Source organism: Streptomyces scabichelini, from assembly GCF_011045015.1.
GTDB classification, from domain to species: Bacteria; Actinomycetota; Actinomycetes; order Streptomycetales; family Streptomycetaceae; genus Streptomyces; species Streptomyces scabichelini.
On the sequence record NZ_JAAKZY010000260.1, the window covers coordinates 1 to 13,617 of the forward strand.

The window sequence follows — 13,617 nt, forward strand, 5'->3', positions numbered from 1 at the left end:
CCGTCGCCCTTCGTGCGGAGGGCGGTCGGCGCGGGCGCGCAGGACGGAGTAGGCGATGCCCTGCGCGGTGAGCCCGGTGGCGGCGAGGATGTCGGCGCGGGTGCCGTGGGAGACGAAACGTCCCGGCAGGCCCAGCACCCGCACCGGCACACGGGAACCCGCATCGGCCACCGCCCGCGCCACCGCGGTGCCCACACCGCCGGCCCGGGTGTTGTCCTCCACCGTCACCACCAGCCGGTAGCGCACGGCGAGTTGCGTGAGCTCGGGTGGTACGGGCAGCACCCAGCGCGGATCCGCCACGGTCACACCGATCCCCTGCTCCTCCAGGTAGCGGGCGGCTTCCACCGCCGGCCCGGCCAGTGGCCCCACGGCCACCAGCAGCACATCCCGCGCCATGGCCCGGTGCAGGATCTCCAGCGGGCCGCGGCGTTCCAGTGCCGGGATATCGGCGGAAACAGAGGCTTTGGGGAATCGCAGCGCGGTCGGCCCGCCGGAGTGAGCGACGGCTTCGCCCAGCAGTTCCCGCAGCCGGGTGGCATCCCGGGGAGCCCCCACCCGCATCCCCGGCACCGCGCCCAGCAGCGTCAGGTCCCACATCCCGTGATGAGACGGCCCGTCAGGACCCGTCACCCCCGCCCGGTCCAGGACGAACGTCACCGGCAGCCGGTGCAGGGCCACATCCATCAGCACCTGGTCGAAAGCACGGCCCAGAAAGGTGGCGTAGACCGCGACGATCGGGTGGAATCCGCCCAGCGCCAGGCCCGCGGCAGACGTGACGGCATGCTGCTCGGCGATGCCGACGTCGAAGAACCGGTGCGGAAACCGCTCGCCGAAGCGGGCCAGACCGGTCGGGCCCGGCATCGCCGCCGTGATCGCCACGATGTCCTTGTGCCGTTCGCCCTGCCTGCCCAACTCGTCGGCGAACACGCTCGTCCACGAGGGCGCACCACCGCCCTGGAGGCGCCGTCCTGTGGCGGGGTCGAGGACACCGACCGCATGCATGCAGTCCGCCTCGTCGCCCTCTGCCGGGGCGTAGCCGCGGCCCTTGACCGTCACCGCGTGCACCACCACCGGACGGCCCAGCCCGCGCGCCGTCAACAGGGCCTTTTCCAAAGACGGCACGTCGTGGCCGTCGACGGGGCCCAGATAGGCGAAGCCGAGCAGGCGGAAGAGATTACGGGCCACCGGCGACGGCCCCGGAAGCAGATCGTCGTCTCCGCGGCAGCCACCCGTACTCACCTGGTCTGCCCCGCCGCTCAGGTCAGGGCCGGCACCGTTGCGCGGCTCGTTGTTGCCGGAGTTGGTCCCGGGCAGCCAGTCGATGTCGCCGGAACCTGCGCCCCGCAGGTGCTGGAGATGGTCGGCCAGAGCACCGATGGTGGGGGCGTAGGAACGCATGTTGTCGTTCAGGACGATCACGACCGGACGCTGCGGCGCCCCGCCGAGGTTGTTCAGCGCCTCCCAGCACATCCCACCCGTCAGCGCACCGTCCCCGACGACAGCGACCACCACACGGTCACTCTCGCCGGCCAGATGGTGGGCCTTGGCCAGGCCGTCGGCGTAACACAGCACCGTGGAGGCATGGGAATTCTCGATCACATCGTGCGGCGACTCCGCCTGGGAGAGGTAGCCGGACAGCCCGCCCGCCTGCCGCAGCCCGCCGAATCCCCGGGCCCGGCCGGTCAGGAGCTTGTGGACATAGCCCTGATGACCGATGTCGAACAACAGCGTGTCCCGCGGGGAGTCGAACGCCCGGTGCAAGGCGATACTCAGCTCCACCACACCCAGGTTCGGGCCCAGATGTCCCCCTGACGCACACACCTTCTCGATGAGGAACTCGCGGATTTCCGCAGCCAGATCCGCCAACATCTCACGGCCCATCAGGCGCACATCCTTCGCGCAGGTCAGCGAGGACAGCAGCGGGAACCTCCCGGCAGACGCACCCGGGCCGGCACCCCCTGCGGGAGCCTGGACCGAAGACACGCCGTCGCCAGTCACCGGAGCCTCACCGCAAGCACCGCGGTGGCCACACAGACAGGGGGAGCATTCATCGGGATCACGTTCTTTCGGAGGGGTTCGCACCGCACCTCAACTCGCCGGAGGGAGCCGCCGGAGGGAGTCGGCGGAGGGAGCGAAAACCTGCGTCTCCGGGGACATCCGATGCCCCACCGGAAGCGAAGTAGCCACGAGCAAAGACAAGGAAAGGAGGGGAGGGTGCGAAAGGTTTCTTCCTGCGCGTACCGGAAGCGGATCTGTTCCCAGGCCCTGTTCAGGCCCGAGAGCCGAGCGCCACCCGGCACGACCAGGCACGACCAGCCATGCCCCGCGAACCGGAAGACGGAAAGAAGGGATAACCCGGTACCGCACCCGCAGTCCGGCGACTTCTTCCGCCTCTGGAAGGAGAGGAAAGCGGAATATCAATATCGTGACCGGAATCTGCGCCTACAACCCTCCCAAAAGGGGCTTGCAGCCGCACGATCAGCGGACAAAACATCGACGGTGCACCCGTCGTGCACCCGCGTACCGGAAAGCTCCGGCTCACCGTGTGAGAAGGCGCGCGGCGGCCAGTGGCCGAACAGGTCGGGCGTGCACGGGGCCACTTATCCGGTCTTCGTCACAGCTGGGGGTGGCGTCCGTGGCTCTCGTCAGTCGTCACGGCATCAGGCCGGCCGCTCTGGCCGGGTTCGACGTCCGCCTGGTTCACGCCCCGGGCGACAGGTGCCCAAGTGGCGCACGCCCACGGCCTGCTCGTCCTCACGCTACGCGGCTCGGCACTCACCCGCTTCGTCGACAACAGCCTGCTCCACCGCTTCGGCCTGCCCCACGCGCTCCGGCCTCCGACCGGTGCGTACGGCGTCATTGAACAGCCGTGAAGCCATCAACTGTGAAGCCATCAACTCGGCGTTGGCGGGACACTGCGGACACCTCAGGAACGGACGCCTCAGAGTGCCGCGCAGGTGTCGCCGATCGCTTTGCCCAGAATCGTCAAGCCGAGCGACAGCTCGTCCTCGGTGACGGTCAGCGGCGGTGCCATCCGCAGGACTCCGCCCATGCCGGGGAGCTGGACGATGTTCATGTGCAGGCCGAGTTCGAGGCAGCGGCGGGTGACCCGCGCGCCCAGCTCGTTCGAGCTCCGCTTCGTCTCGCGGTCGACGACGAGTTCGAGGCCGGCGAGCAGGCCCCTGCCGCGGATGTCGCCGACGACCTCATGGCGTCGGGCGATGTCCGCCAAGCCGTCGCGGAGGAATGTGCCGAGCGACCGTGCGCGCTCGTCGAGCCTGTCGTCGGTCAGGACGTCCAGGACGGTGTTGCCGACCGCGGCCACCAGTGGGTCGGCGACGTGCGTGGTGAAGAACAGGAATCCGCGCTCGTGTGCCTCCTGCTCGATCTCGGCGCTCGTGACCACGGCCGCGAGGGGCAGTCCGGCACCGAGCGTCTTGGACAGGGTGAGGATGTCGGGGACGATGCCGTCGCGCTCGAACGCGTACCAGGTGCCGGTGCGGCAGAGGCCGGTCTGGGCCTCGTCGAGAATCAACAGCATGCCGCGTTCCCGGCATTTTGCCTGCAGGGCCGCGAAGTACCCGGGCGGCGGTTCGATGATTCCGCCTGAGCTGAGAATCGGTTCGACGAGGCACGCGGCCAGGCTGCCGGTCGACTGAGCGTCGATCAGGTCGAAGGCGAAGTCCAGCTGGCGCTGCCAGTCCAGCGTGCCGTCGGCCGTGGTGAAGTCGGGCCGGTACGCGTTCGGCACGGGGATGGCGAAGTTGCCGGGCGCGGCCGGGCCGTAGCCCCTGCGCCCCGCGCTGTAGGTGGCGGACGCGGCGGCCTGCGTCATGCCGTGCCAGGACCGCGCGAACGAGACGATCTCGTGCCTGCCGGTGACGAGCTTGGCCATCCGGATGGCGGCTTCGTTCGACTCGCTGCCTGTCGTCAGCAGCAGCACCTTCTCCAGCGGCGCGGGCAACGTGTCGGCAAGCCGCCGGGCGAGGTCGACCACCGGGCGGCTGAGCATGCCGCTGAAGAGGTGGTCGAGGGTGGCGACCTGCCGCTGGACGGTCGCGACGATCTCCGGGTGCGAGTGGCCGAGGATCGCGCTCATCTGACCGGAAGTGAAGTCGAGGATCTTCCGGCCGTCCGCCGCGTACAGGAAACTCCCGGCGGCGCGGTCGATGATCTCGCGGGTGAACTCGCCGCCATAGCGTACGAGATGCCTCTCGGCATCGGCCCAGAAGGTTTCGGTGGACGGCGGGACGGTGGTCGAAGCAGCCATGGCTTCGACGGTAAGTCGCGCTCGAGCGACACGTCCATCTCACAATTCCGGCTGCCCTGTTCGGCAGAACCGCACAACAATGAGGGCGTGATGAACCCCTGGAGGCTGCGGCTGCTGAGCCAGCTGGACACGCTGGGCACCGTCCGTGCGGTCGCCCAGGCCGCCAACCTGAGCCCGTCCAGCGTGTCTCAGCAGCTCGCCGTGCTCGAGGCCGAGACACGCACACAGCTACTGGAACGCACGGGACGCCGGGTGCGGCTGACCTCGGCCGGGCTGATCCTCGCGCGGCGGGCGCGGGCGATCCTCGATCACATGGACACCGTCGAGGCGGAGCTTCGCGGGTTCGGCGAGGAACCGTCAGGGCTGGTGCGGCTGGGGGTGTTCCAGAGCGCGATCCACACCATGGCCGTGCCGGCGGTGACCCGTCTGGCGCGCGAGCATCCGCACCTCGATGTCGAGCTGCTGCAGCTGGAGCCGCACGAGAGCATGCCCGCGCTGAGAGGTGGCGACGCGGACATCATCATCACGACCACGGACTTCGACGAGCTGCCGTTGGGGCCGGACCTCGACCTCGTGCCGCTGGCCACGGACGAGATCCTGCTGGTGGTCCCGCCCGGGCATCCCGCGGCCGGGCGCGGCGCCGTGGACCTCGCTGCCTGCGCGGACGAGCCGTGGGCGTTCGACACGCCACAGTCGTACATGGCGAATCTCGCGCTGCGACTGTGCCGTCAATCGCGGTTCGAGCCGCGGGTGGTGTGCCGGTTCAGCAACTACATGATGACCCTCCAGCACGTCGAAGCCGGCCTGTCGATCGCGCTGCTGCCCGGCCTGGCGGTGGACCGCCGTTATCGCGTCGCCACCGCGGAACTCGCGACTCCCGTGACGCGCACGATCACGGCGGCGATCCGCCGCGGCTCACCACCTCGCGCGGCGGTGCGCGCCGTGCTGGACGCGCTGCGTCGCGGTGCGGGAGCCGTACAGGCGTAGGACGCGGCGGGCCGCGAGCCGCTGGCTGCCGTTTGTCGCGGCCGGACCGGGCCCTGTGGGGTCTGTCCGGACCCTGTGGGGTCTGTCGCCCGTGCGAGCTACACGCAGGTGTCCACCGCGGGGTGACGATCTCGAGGCGGCGGATCCGTAGCGTTCGAGGCAGCCGCGGCGCTTCGACCACAGTGCTGCGAGAAATCGTCAAAGGCGGATTCGGACGCATCCGCCACCACGACCACTGCCGCTGCGGAGCAGGCGGCTGGTGAGGGCGCGCTCACCGGAACCAAGAAGATCAAGGTCGACGGCCGGTCGGTGAACGTGTCCTGTTCCGGTGCCCCGGCGGACGGCAGGCCGGTCATCGTCCTTTCTACCTGGCGTGTGCCTTCGTGTGGGGCATCGGGGCGTGGCTGCGTTCCACCCGGATCGCGTAGTCCGAACGCCGCCGCCGGGTCGCGGAGGAGACGCGCACCGCCGAACACACCCGCATCGCCCGCGAACTCCACGACGTCGTGACCCACCATGTGACGGCGATGGTCGTCCAGGCCGAATCGGCACGCTATCTGGCTGCCGCTCCCGATCGACTCGACCAGGCACTGACCGCCACCGCCGAAACCGGCAGACGGGCCCTCACCGACCTGCGGCACCTGCTCGACCTGCTCAACCCGGACCACCGCGCCGAGGCCAGAACACCGGCTGTCGGCCGACTTGTCACCCTCGTGAAACAGACGCGCAAGGCCGGGCAGCCGGTGGAGTTCACCGAGGAGGGCCGGCCGGCAGCGCCGTCCAAGTGCGGCACGGCGCAGGGGAGATCACCGTGGAGGTCACCACGGACGGTTCCGGCTCGCAGACCGGATCCCCCGGCGGGAGCGGGCGGGGCCTGGCCGGGCTCCGCGAACGGGTCGACGTCCTGGGCGGCGACTTCAGCGCGGACCGGCGGACGGGCGGCGGCTTCGGGCGCGCATACCCGCCGGGAGCCCGTCGTGACCGCGCCGATCCGGGTCTTGATCTGCGATGACCAGGTACTGGTCCGAACCGGTCTGGTGACGATCGTCGACGCTCAACCTGACCTGGAGGTGGCGGGCGAGTGCGGGGACGGACGGACCGCGGTCGAACTCGCCGGGCAACTGCGCCCGGACGTCGTGGTGATGGACATACGCATGCCGGTGCTCGACGGCATCGAGGCCACGCGCCTGCTGGCCGGTGCCGGAGTGCCGAACCCCGTCAAGGTGCTCGTGGTGACCACGTTCAACCTGGACAAGTACGTCTACGAGGCACTGCGCGCCGGGGCGAGCGGGTTCCTGCTCAAAGAGGCACCGCCGGCTCAACTGCTGCACGGCATCCGGACCGTGGCCACGGGCGCGGCCCTGCTGGACCCGGAGGTGACGCGCCGGCTCGTGGGCAGGTACGCCGCCCGCATCCGGCCCGCCGAGGGCACCCCGCACGACATCCCGCTCACCCCCCGCGAGCTGGAGGTACTGTGCCTCATCGCGGACGGCCTCTCCAACAGTGAAATCGCCGGGGCCCTCCTGATCAGCCAGGAGACCGTCAAGACCTTCGTCTCCCGCATCCTCACCAAACTCGACTTCCGCGACCGCGTCCAAGCCGTCGTCTACGCGTACCGCCAAGGTCTGGTGACCTGACGCGCCGGTTGAGGCCCCGCAGACGGGCTACCGGGTCTACAGCGCGGGATGCTGCTCGCGCCCCCGGCACCGGCACGCCCCTTCGGCTCTCGCGGCTGCGGCCGCGACGACGCCGGGCGCATGGAGGTGCCGGAGGGGCACGGAGCGCAGGCCCAGGCGCAGTGTCACGTCGGCACCTCGGTGACCGTGGGCAGTGTGAGCACGCCGTCGCCGAAGTCCACGGCCGTACAGGTCCCGTCGGCCCAGCGGACGGTGACGGTCAGGCCGTTCACCTCTGCGGTGGCCTGCCCGGCGAGCGGGGCCGGGTCGCCTTCGCCGGTGAGGGAGGCCAGCGCGGCGAACACCGTGTCCGCCGGGTCCTCGCCGACGGTTCCGGTGAGTTCGGGGACGAGGGCCCAGCGTCCGTACGCCGTGCCCTCCGGGGCGCGCACGGTGCGTTGCGTCTGCCAGCCGTACAGGCCGAGCAGTTGGCCGGTCACCTCCGGTCCGTCGAGACGTATCTCCGTGATCTGTTCGGCCTCTGTTTCGGTGGCCGCCTCCGGGGCCAGGGCGACGGCCCAGCCGCTGTGGTGGATCGGTGTTCCGGCCGGTACGCCGACGGTGCGGTGGACACGGAGTTCGAGCCTGCCGCGCGCCAGCGTCAGGCTCTCGATCCGGGCCGAGGGCAGGATCGGGCCGTCCTCGGGGAAGACCGGGCGGTGCCATGAGGCGAGCCAGTCGGGGCCTGCGGCAAGGGGGTTGACGCGGATACGGGCGCTGCAGGTGCCGCGGGCTGTCAGGGCGATGTGGTTGTCGGGGGCGTTGGCCGCGCTGGTCGGGCCGGTGCGCGTGGAGTACGCGAGACGGGCGTACAGCGGATTGCCGGGGGCCCGCTCCGGCTCGCGCGAGTCGACCTTGTAGCTGCCGTGGTTGTGCAGGCGCGCGAGACCGTCCCGGCCGGTGGTCTGGATCAGCAGCCCGGGAGAGGGCAGGGCGAGAACACGGTCACGGCCCTCGGCCTCGGCGGGTGCGCTCTCCTCCGTGGCCGTCCACACCGGGTCCTCGGGCGGGAGGAGCAGCCCCAGGAAACCCTTGGACGCCCAGTACGGGGAGCCGGGCCCCGAGTAACGCTGGAGCGTCGCCGCGTGCGGCCCGTACCAGCCGAGGCTGAGGACGCCGTCCGCGGCGAGCGCGCCGCGGTCGAGGAAGTGGCGCAACGCCCCGCTGAGGATGCGGCGGGTGACTCCGGGCGCGAGCGGCGTCATCCTCGTGACGGCGCCGAGGGCCACGGCGGCCACCGCGGCGAAGCGGTACGTCAGGGAGCGGCCGTGATGGATCGGGGCGCCGTTCGCGTCGAAGAGCAGGGCGAAGCCGTCGAGGAACTCCCGCAGCCGCGGGCCGAGTTGGTCGAGCAGCGCCCCGTCGCCCGCGAGGTGGGCGTGCAGGAGCGGGTACATGTGCAGGGCCCAGCCGTTGTAGTGGTCGAAGGCTCGGCCGTCGCCGTCGGAGTACCAGCCCTGCCCCTGGTACCAGCCGTCCAGCAGGCCGAGCCCGCGCTCGATCGCTCCGCGCGTCTCGGCGTCGCCCCTCCCGACGGACTCCAGGAAGCCCGCGACGGTCAGCGGGAAGAGATACCAGTTGTTGGGGGCGGGCGTGTGCCGCAGCGCGCCGCGCAGCCACCGCTCGACACGGTCCTGGTCGTCGGCGGGCAGCGTGTCCCAGGTCCACGGCGTGGTCAGGCGCAGGCCCAGCGCCACGGAGGCGGACTCCACCATGGGCTGGCCCTGGATGCCGTGGTGGCCGATCTCCGGCCAGGACTCGGCGTCGTCGCGGCCGGGGGAGCGGGTGCCGCGCGCGAGACCGGCGGTGTAGCGCTCCAGGAAGCCGCCCGGGTCCTTGCCGGACGCTCCAGCGGTACGGAACGCGGCGAGCAGGAACGTACGGGCGAACCCTTCCAGGCCGTCCGAGCGCACCCCGGACTTGGAGGGCGGACCGGGCAGGTCGATCAGGGCCTGGCCGGGGGTGGCGTAGCGGAGGGCGGCCGTCAGCAGTCCGTCGGCGGCGGCTTCCCAGTGGGCGCGGGTGTAGCCGGTGTACGGGCTGAGGGTGCGGTCCTCCGCGGGAAGGGAGTGGGGGAGTGGGACGGGAAGGGAGTCTGGGAGGGAGGCGGAGAGAGGATGCTCGGGCATGGAGGGCCACGTCTCCTGTTCGTTCCGGGATGTGCGTTCCCGGCGTGTGCGTTCGGCGGGTGGGTTCAGGCGAGGCGGGCCAGTTGTTCGGGCCGTACGGGATGGGCGAAGGGGCGGCCGAGGGTGTACGACTCGACCTCGGTCAGCGCCAGGTCGGCGAGGCGGCGGAGTTCGCCGCCCTTCGAACCGGCGATGTGCGGGGTGACGAGGACATTGGGCAGGTCGAACAGCGGTGAGTCGGCGGGCAGCACCTCGGGTTCGGTGACGTCCAGGATCGCGTTCAGCCGCCCGGACACCACCTCGGCGGTGAGGGCCGTCTGGTCGACGACGGCGCCGCGCGCGGTGTTGATCAGCGTGCCGCCCGTGCGCAGCCGCGCCAGCAGGTCGCGGCCGACCAGACCACGGGTCTCGGGCAGCAGCGGCGTGTGCACGCTGACGACGTCGCTGCGCGAGAACAGCTCCGGGAGCGCCACCGGGTGCGCGCCGAGAGCGCGTGCCTCGCTGGGTGTTACATAGGGGTCGTGGAGCAGCACCGTCAGGTCGTGCGGACGGAGCAGGTCGATGACACGGCGCCCGATGACCGAGGCACTCAGGATGCCCACGGTCTTGCGGTAGTTGCCCGCGTCGGGATGGCGCTCGTTCCAGTCGATGCGGCGGCGCTCGGCGCGGTAGACGCGGGCCGTGTCGAGGACCCGCTTGTTGGCGAGCAGGATCATGGCGAGGGTGTACTCGGCGACCGGCACGGCGTTGGCCGCGGCGGCCGAGGACACCGTGAGGCCGCGCTCCCAGCACGCGGGGGTGATGTGGTGGCGTACGGTGCCGGCGGTGTGTACGACCGCGCGCAGCCGGGGCGCCGCGTCCAGTGCCGCCGCGTCGATGGGCGGGCAGCCCCAGCCGGTGATGAGCAGCTCGGCGTCGGCGAGCGCGCGGTGCGCGGCGGGCGTGGTGAGGTCGTCCAGGACGAGGTGCGGGTCGATATCGGTGAGGGCGGCGAGCCGGGCCCGTACGCCGTCGTCGAGGACCTGCTCCGCGGTCTTCTTCGCCATGGCCAGCACGGCGCGTGGCCGGGGCCGGTGGTCGGGGTGGGTCACTTGAGGTTCCGTACGGGCCAACTGGCGCTCCCTGCTGGTCACTTGACGCTTCCTGCGGTCAGGCCGGACTTCCAGTACCGCTGCAGCGTGACGAACGCGACGATCAGCGGGACGATGGCGAGCAGCGAGCCGATGACGACGAGCGGGTAGTACTCGGGCGAGACGGTCGCGGAGCTGTTCCATGTGTACAGGCCGAGGCTGAGCGGATACAGGTGCTGGTCGGAGAGCATCACCATGGGCAGGAAGAAGTTGTTCCAGATGGCCGTCAGCTGGAACAGGAAGACCGTGACGAATCCGGGGCCGAGCATGCGCAGGCTGACACGCACATAGGTCTGCAGTTCGCCCGCGCCGTCCACCCGGGACGCCTCAAGGACCTCGTTGGGTACGTAGCCGCTGCTCAGCAGGCGGGCGAGGTAGACGCCGAACGGGTTGAACAGGACGGGGATGAAGACCGCCCAGAACGTGTTGACCAGGCCGATGCCGGAGGCCACCAGGTAGAGCGGGAGGGCCAGGACGGTCGGCGGGACCATGACGCCGGCGAGGACGAGGCCGAACAGCTTCTCCTTGTGCCGGAACTCGTACTTGTCGAAGGCGTACCCGGCGGAGACGCTGATGAGGGAACCGACGAGGGCGCCGCCGACCGCGTACAGCAGGCTGTTGAGGTACCACTCGCCGTAGAGGCCGCCGTCCATGGCGAACAGGTCGGAGAGGTTCTGGGCGAGGGAGAAGTCGCCGAGGGAGAAGATGTCCGAGCCGAAGAGGGCGTCGGCGTTCTTGGTGGACGCGAAGAGCAGCCACAGTCCGGGCAGCAGGGTGTAGAGGGCCGCGATCAGCACGACGGCGTTGGCGACGCCGCGGCTGGTCACTTTGCCGGTGCCGAAGGAGCGTCCGGCCGGCTTGCCCAGCGGCCGGCCGGCGACACCGGGGCGGGTGGGGGTCGTCGTGGTCATGCGGCGCTCCGTTCCCGGCGGCCGGCCCAGCGGGTCACCGCGTACGACAGGACGCAGGTGACGACGAGGAGGATGACGGAGGCCGCGGAGGCGAGTCCGTAGTTGTTGCGGCGGAAGGCCGCGTCGTAGATGTACATGTTCGGCGTGAAGCGGGAGTTGACCATCGGTGTGGCCTGGTTCATCAGCATGGGCTCGGTGAACAGCTGGAGCGCGCCGATCAGGGAGAACATGCACACCATGACCACGGAGGCCCTGATGATGGGGACCTTGACCTGCAGCGCGGTGCGCACATCTCCCGCGCCGTCGATCCGGGCGGCCTCCAGCACCTCGCGCGGCAGGGCCTGGAGCGCGGCGTAGAAGATCACCATGTTGTAGCCGAGGCCGCTCCACAGCGCGATGTTGACGATCGACGGCAGCACGGTGTGCAGACCCAGGAAGTCGATGGTGATGTCCGCCTGCGCGAAGAGCTTGATGACCGGGCTGAGGCCGGGGGTGTAGAGGTACAGCCAGATGACGGCGGCGATGATGCCGGGCACGGCGTGCGGCAGATACAGCAGCATCTGCGCGGTGCGCCGCAGCCGGACCAGTCCGGAGTCGAGGAGCAGGGCGAGCGCGAGCGCGCTGACCACGACGATGGGTACGAAGATCACGCAGTAGAGGGCGATGGAGCCGAACCCGGAGACGAAGCTCGGATCCTGGAGCACCGAGAAATAGCTGCGCAATCCGGTGAAGACGGTCTCCCCGCCGCCGAAGCCGAGGCCTTCGTGGTCCTCGGCGAAGAAGCTGAGGTAGACGGCGTATCCGACGGGGATCAGGAACACCGCTATCAGCAGTGCCGTGAAGGGGGTCAGCAGAACGGCGGCGGCGAACCTCTGCTGGCGTCGTCCGGTTCTGCGGGGCGGATCGGCGGCGGCCGCCGGTGGCGGTGCCGTCTGCTTCGAGGACATGACTGTGCTCACGGGGTACCTCGGCTCCAACGTGGTGAAGGTGCTGGGCTCAGGGGAGACGCTGCGGGCGCGGCTGGTTCAGCGGGTGGTGACCGACAGGCCGAGGCTCTTCAGATCGGGCAGCGTTCTGCTCTGTGCTTCGCGCAGGGCATCCAGGATGCTGCCGCTGCCGGCACCGGCCTTCGCGAGCCCGTCGTCGCCGGAGGTGGTCGTCGAGACCATCCGCGGCCCCCACTTCCAGCTGGGGGAGATCAGTTCGGCCTGCTCCCCGAAGAGGCCGAAGATGTCCTGGCCGGAGAAGTAGCTCGTGTCCATCTCCTTGCGGGCGACGGGGACCAGACCGGGCACGGACGGGAAGGCGCTGCTGACACCGCTGGAGAGCTTCGCGCGCAGGGCGGCGGGGCTGGTGACCATCCAGGAGATGAAGTCCATGGCCTCCTTGGGATGCTTGCTGTCCTTGGTGACCATGAAGGTCGAACCTCCCTGGGTGCTCACCCTCGGCTTGGCCGGATCCCACTGCGGGACCGGCGCGATGGCCCACTTGCCCTTGCCGTCGGGGGTGGACGCCATCATCGAGCCCGCGGCCCAGGCGCCCGCCAGGTAGCCGGCCGTCTCACCGCTGCTCAGATGGGCCCGCCACTGCTGACTGGACCCGGGCTCCACACGCACCAGGTCGTCGTCCATCAGACCCTGCCAGTAGTCGGCGACCTTGCGCGTCGGGGCGTCGTCCATGGAGATGCGCCAGGTGTCGTCGGCGGTGTCGTACCACCGGGCGCCGGCCTGCCAGGCGTACGCGGCCATGTAGAGGGTGCCACCGGTGGTGAAGAGACTGGCGATACGGGTGCGAGGCTGGGCCTGCTTGAGCTTGCGGGCCGAACTCTCGAACTCCGCCCAGGTCTTGGGGACCGGGATGTTGTTCTTGGCGAAGATGTCCTTGCGGTACAGGAACACCATCGGCTCGATGTCCACCGGTACGGCGTAGGTGCGCCCGTCGAAGGTGGTCAGGTCGAGCGCCTGCGGAAGGATCTTGCGGCGTACCGAGTCGGGCATCAGCTTGGTGATGTCCCGGGGTACGCCGTCGATGGTGAAGCCGGGCAGTTGGGGGTATTCGATGGTGGCGACGTCAGGGGCGTTGCCCGCGCGCGCGGCGTTGCTGAGCTTGGCCCAGCCGCCCTGCTCACCCGAGGGAACCTGCTCGAAGTCGACTTTGATGTCGGTGTGCGTGCGGTTGTACTCGTCCACGACCTCCTGGCTGCCGCGGAGGGCCGACCAGAACGTGATGTGCACCGGCCCGCTGCCGGCGGTGTCGCTGCCGCCTCCGGCGGAGCAGCCCGTGAGCAGCATGGCGAAGATCGTGAACAGCGCCGCCACAGCCCGGCGGGTACATCGCATGAGCCCTCCCGCGTCCTTGCATGGATTACGGGCATCTTGAGCGGCAGATGAAAAAGGCGTCAATAGACCGAACAGAAGAAACTGAAACGGTCAAACGAACAATTGTCGAGGGCCGAGGGCCGGTGCCGGTGCCGGTGCCGGTGCTGGGGCTGGGGCCGAGGCCGGGGGCCGGAGG

The 13,617-nt window shown here is 70.2% G+C and carries 10 protein-coding genes and 1 pseudogene; 4 read left to right on the forward strand and 7 right to left on the reverse strand.

Going from position 1 to position 13,617, the window contains the following annotated elements:
- On the reverse strand, positions 1 to 1,881 hold a 1,881-nt coding region (locus G5C60_RS44345; RefSeq protein WP_165268829.1), incomplete at its 3' end, for a 1-deoxy-D-xylulose-5-phosphate synthase.
- Between the two features lie 845 nt (positions 1,882 to 2,726).
- On the opposite strand from G5C60_RS44345, the gene G5C60_RS44350 reads away from it, so the two are divergent.
- Positions 2,727 to 2,873, forward strand: a complete 147-nt coding sequence (locus G5C60_RS44350) for a hypothetical protein (protein ID WP_165268831.1) — start codon at positions 2,727 to 2,729, stop codon at positions 2,871 to 2,873.
- A 68-nt stretch (positions 2,874 to 2,941) separates the two neighbouring features.
- Here G5C60_RS44350 and G5C60_RS44355 read toward each other — a convergent pair whose 3' ends face one another.
- Entirely contained in the window at positions 2,942 to 4,270 is a 1,329-nt protein-coding gene (locus G5C60_RS44355; protein ID WP_165268833.1) for an aspartate aminotransferase family protein, read from the reverse strand.
- 90 nt (positions 4,271 to 4,360) lie between these two features.
- On the opposite strand from G5C60_RS44355, the gene G5C60_RS44360 reads away from it, so the two are divergent.
- The 3 genes and pseudogenes from G5C60_RS44360 to G5C60_RS44375 all read left to right on the forward strand — a co-directional run bounded on the left by G5C60_RS44360 (position 4,361) and on the right by G5C60_RS44375 (position 6,894).
- The gene (locus G5C60_RS44360; protein ID WP_206440769.1) at positions 4,361 to 5,257 is read left to right on the forward strand and encodes a LysR family transcriptional regulator; all 897 of its coding nucleotides are present in this window, start codon (positions 4,361 to 4,363) and stop codon (positions 5,255 to 5,257) included.
- A gap of 362 nt (positions 5,258 to 5,619) precedes the next feature.
- Positions 5,620 to 6,238: pseudogene (locus G5C60_RS44370) on the forward strand (sensor histidine kinase); the annotation flags it as partial.
- The gene (locus tag G5C60_RS44375; RefSeq protein WP_165268837.1) at positions 6,235 to 6,894 is read left to right on the forward strand and encodes a response regulator; all 660 of its coding nucleotides are present in this window, start codon (positions 6,235 to 6,237) and stop codon (positions 6,892 to 6,894) included. The pseudogene G5C60_RS44370 and the gene G5C60_RS44375, both read left to right, overlap by 4 nt.
- Positions 6,895 to 7,058: 164 nt before the next feature.
- On the opposite strand, the gene G5C60_RS44380 is transcribed toward G5C60_RS44375, so the two are convergent.
- The 5 genes from G5C60_RS44380 to G5C60_RS44400 all read right to left on the reverse strand — a co-directional run bounded on the left by G5C60_RS44380 (position 7,059) and on the right by G5C60_RS44400 (position 13,442).
- Positions 7,059 to 9,062, reverse strand: coding sequence for a DUF2264 domain-containing protein (locus G5C60_RS44380; RefSeq protein ID WP_165268839.1), 2,004 nt, complete (start codon positions 9,060 to 9,062; stop codon positions 7,059 to 7,061).
- Between the two features lie 65 nt (positions 9,063 to 9,127).
- Positions 9,128 to 10,108: a hydroxyacid dehydrogenase gene (locus G5C60_RS44385; protein WP_165268847.1), complete on the reverse strand. Its 981-nt coding sequence runs from the start codon at positions 10,106 to 10,108 to the stop codon at positions 9,128 to 9,130.
- 83 nt (positions 10,109 to 10,191) lie between these two features.
- Positions 10,192 to 11,103 (reverse strand): carbohydrate ABC transporter permease, encoded by a 912-nt coding sequence (locus tag G5C60_RS44390; protein WP_165268841.1) that lies wholly within the window; start codon positions 11,101 to 11,103, stop codon positions 10,192 to 10,194.
- On the reverse strand, positions 11,100 to 12,050 hold the full coding sequence (locus tag G5C60_RS44395) for a carbohydrate ABC transporter permease (protein WP_165268843.1): 951 nt from the start codon (positions 12,048 to 12,050) through the stop codon (positions 11,100 to 11,102). Before G5C60_RS44395 ends, G5C60_RS44390 begins: the two co-directional genes overlap by 4 nt.
- Positions 12,051 to 12,128: 78 nt before the next feature.
- A complete protein-coding gene (locus G5C60_RS44400) occupies positions 12,129 to 13,442 on the reverse strand; it encodes an ABC transporter substrate-binding protein (RefSeq protein ID WP_165268845.1) in 1,314 nt (437 codons plus the stop codon).
- Positions 13,443 to 13,617 lie beyond the last annotated feature (175 nt).

Bases quoted from the DNA above. Each gene is read 5' to 3' on its own strand.
- G5C60_RS44400 (WP_165268845.1), bottom strand. From the start codon at position 13,442: ATGCGATGTACCCGCCGGGCTGTGGCGGCGCTGTTCACGATCTTCGCC.
- G5C60_RS44380 (WP_165268839.1), bottom strand. From the start codon at position 9,062: ATGCCCGAGCATCCTCTCTCCGCCTCCCTCCCAGACTCCCTTCCCGTC.
- G5C60_RS44395 (WP_165268843.1), bottom strand. From the start codon at position 12,050: ATGTCCTCGAAGCAGACGGCACCGCCACCGGCGGCCGCCGCCGATCCG.
- G5C60_RS44385 (WP_165268847.1), bottom strand. From the start codon at position 10,108: ATGGCGAAGAAGACCGCGGAGCAGGTCCTCGACGACGGCGTACGGGCC.
- G5C60_RS44360 (WP_206440769.1), top strand. From the start codon at position 4,361: ATGAACCCCTGGAGGCTGCGGCTGCTGAGCCAGCTGGACACGCTGGGC.
- G5C60_RS44390 (WP_165268841.1), bottom strand. From the start codon at position 11,103: ATGACCACGACGACCCCCACCCGCCCCGGTGTCGCCGGCCGGCCGCTG.
- G5C60_RS44355 (WP_165268833.1), bottom strand. From the start codon at position 4,270: ATGGCTGCTTCGACCACCGTCCCGCCGTCCACCGAAACCTTCTGGGCC.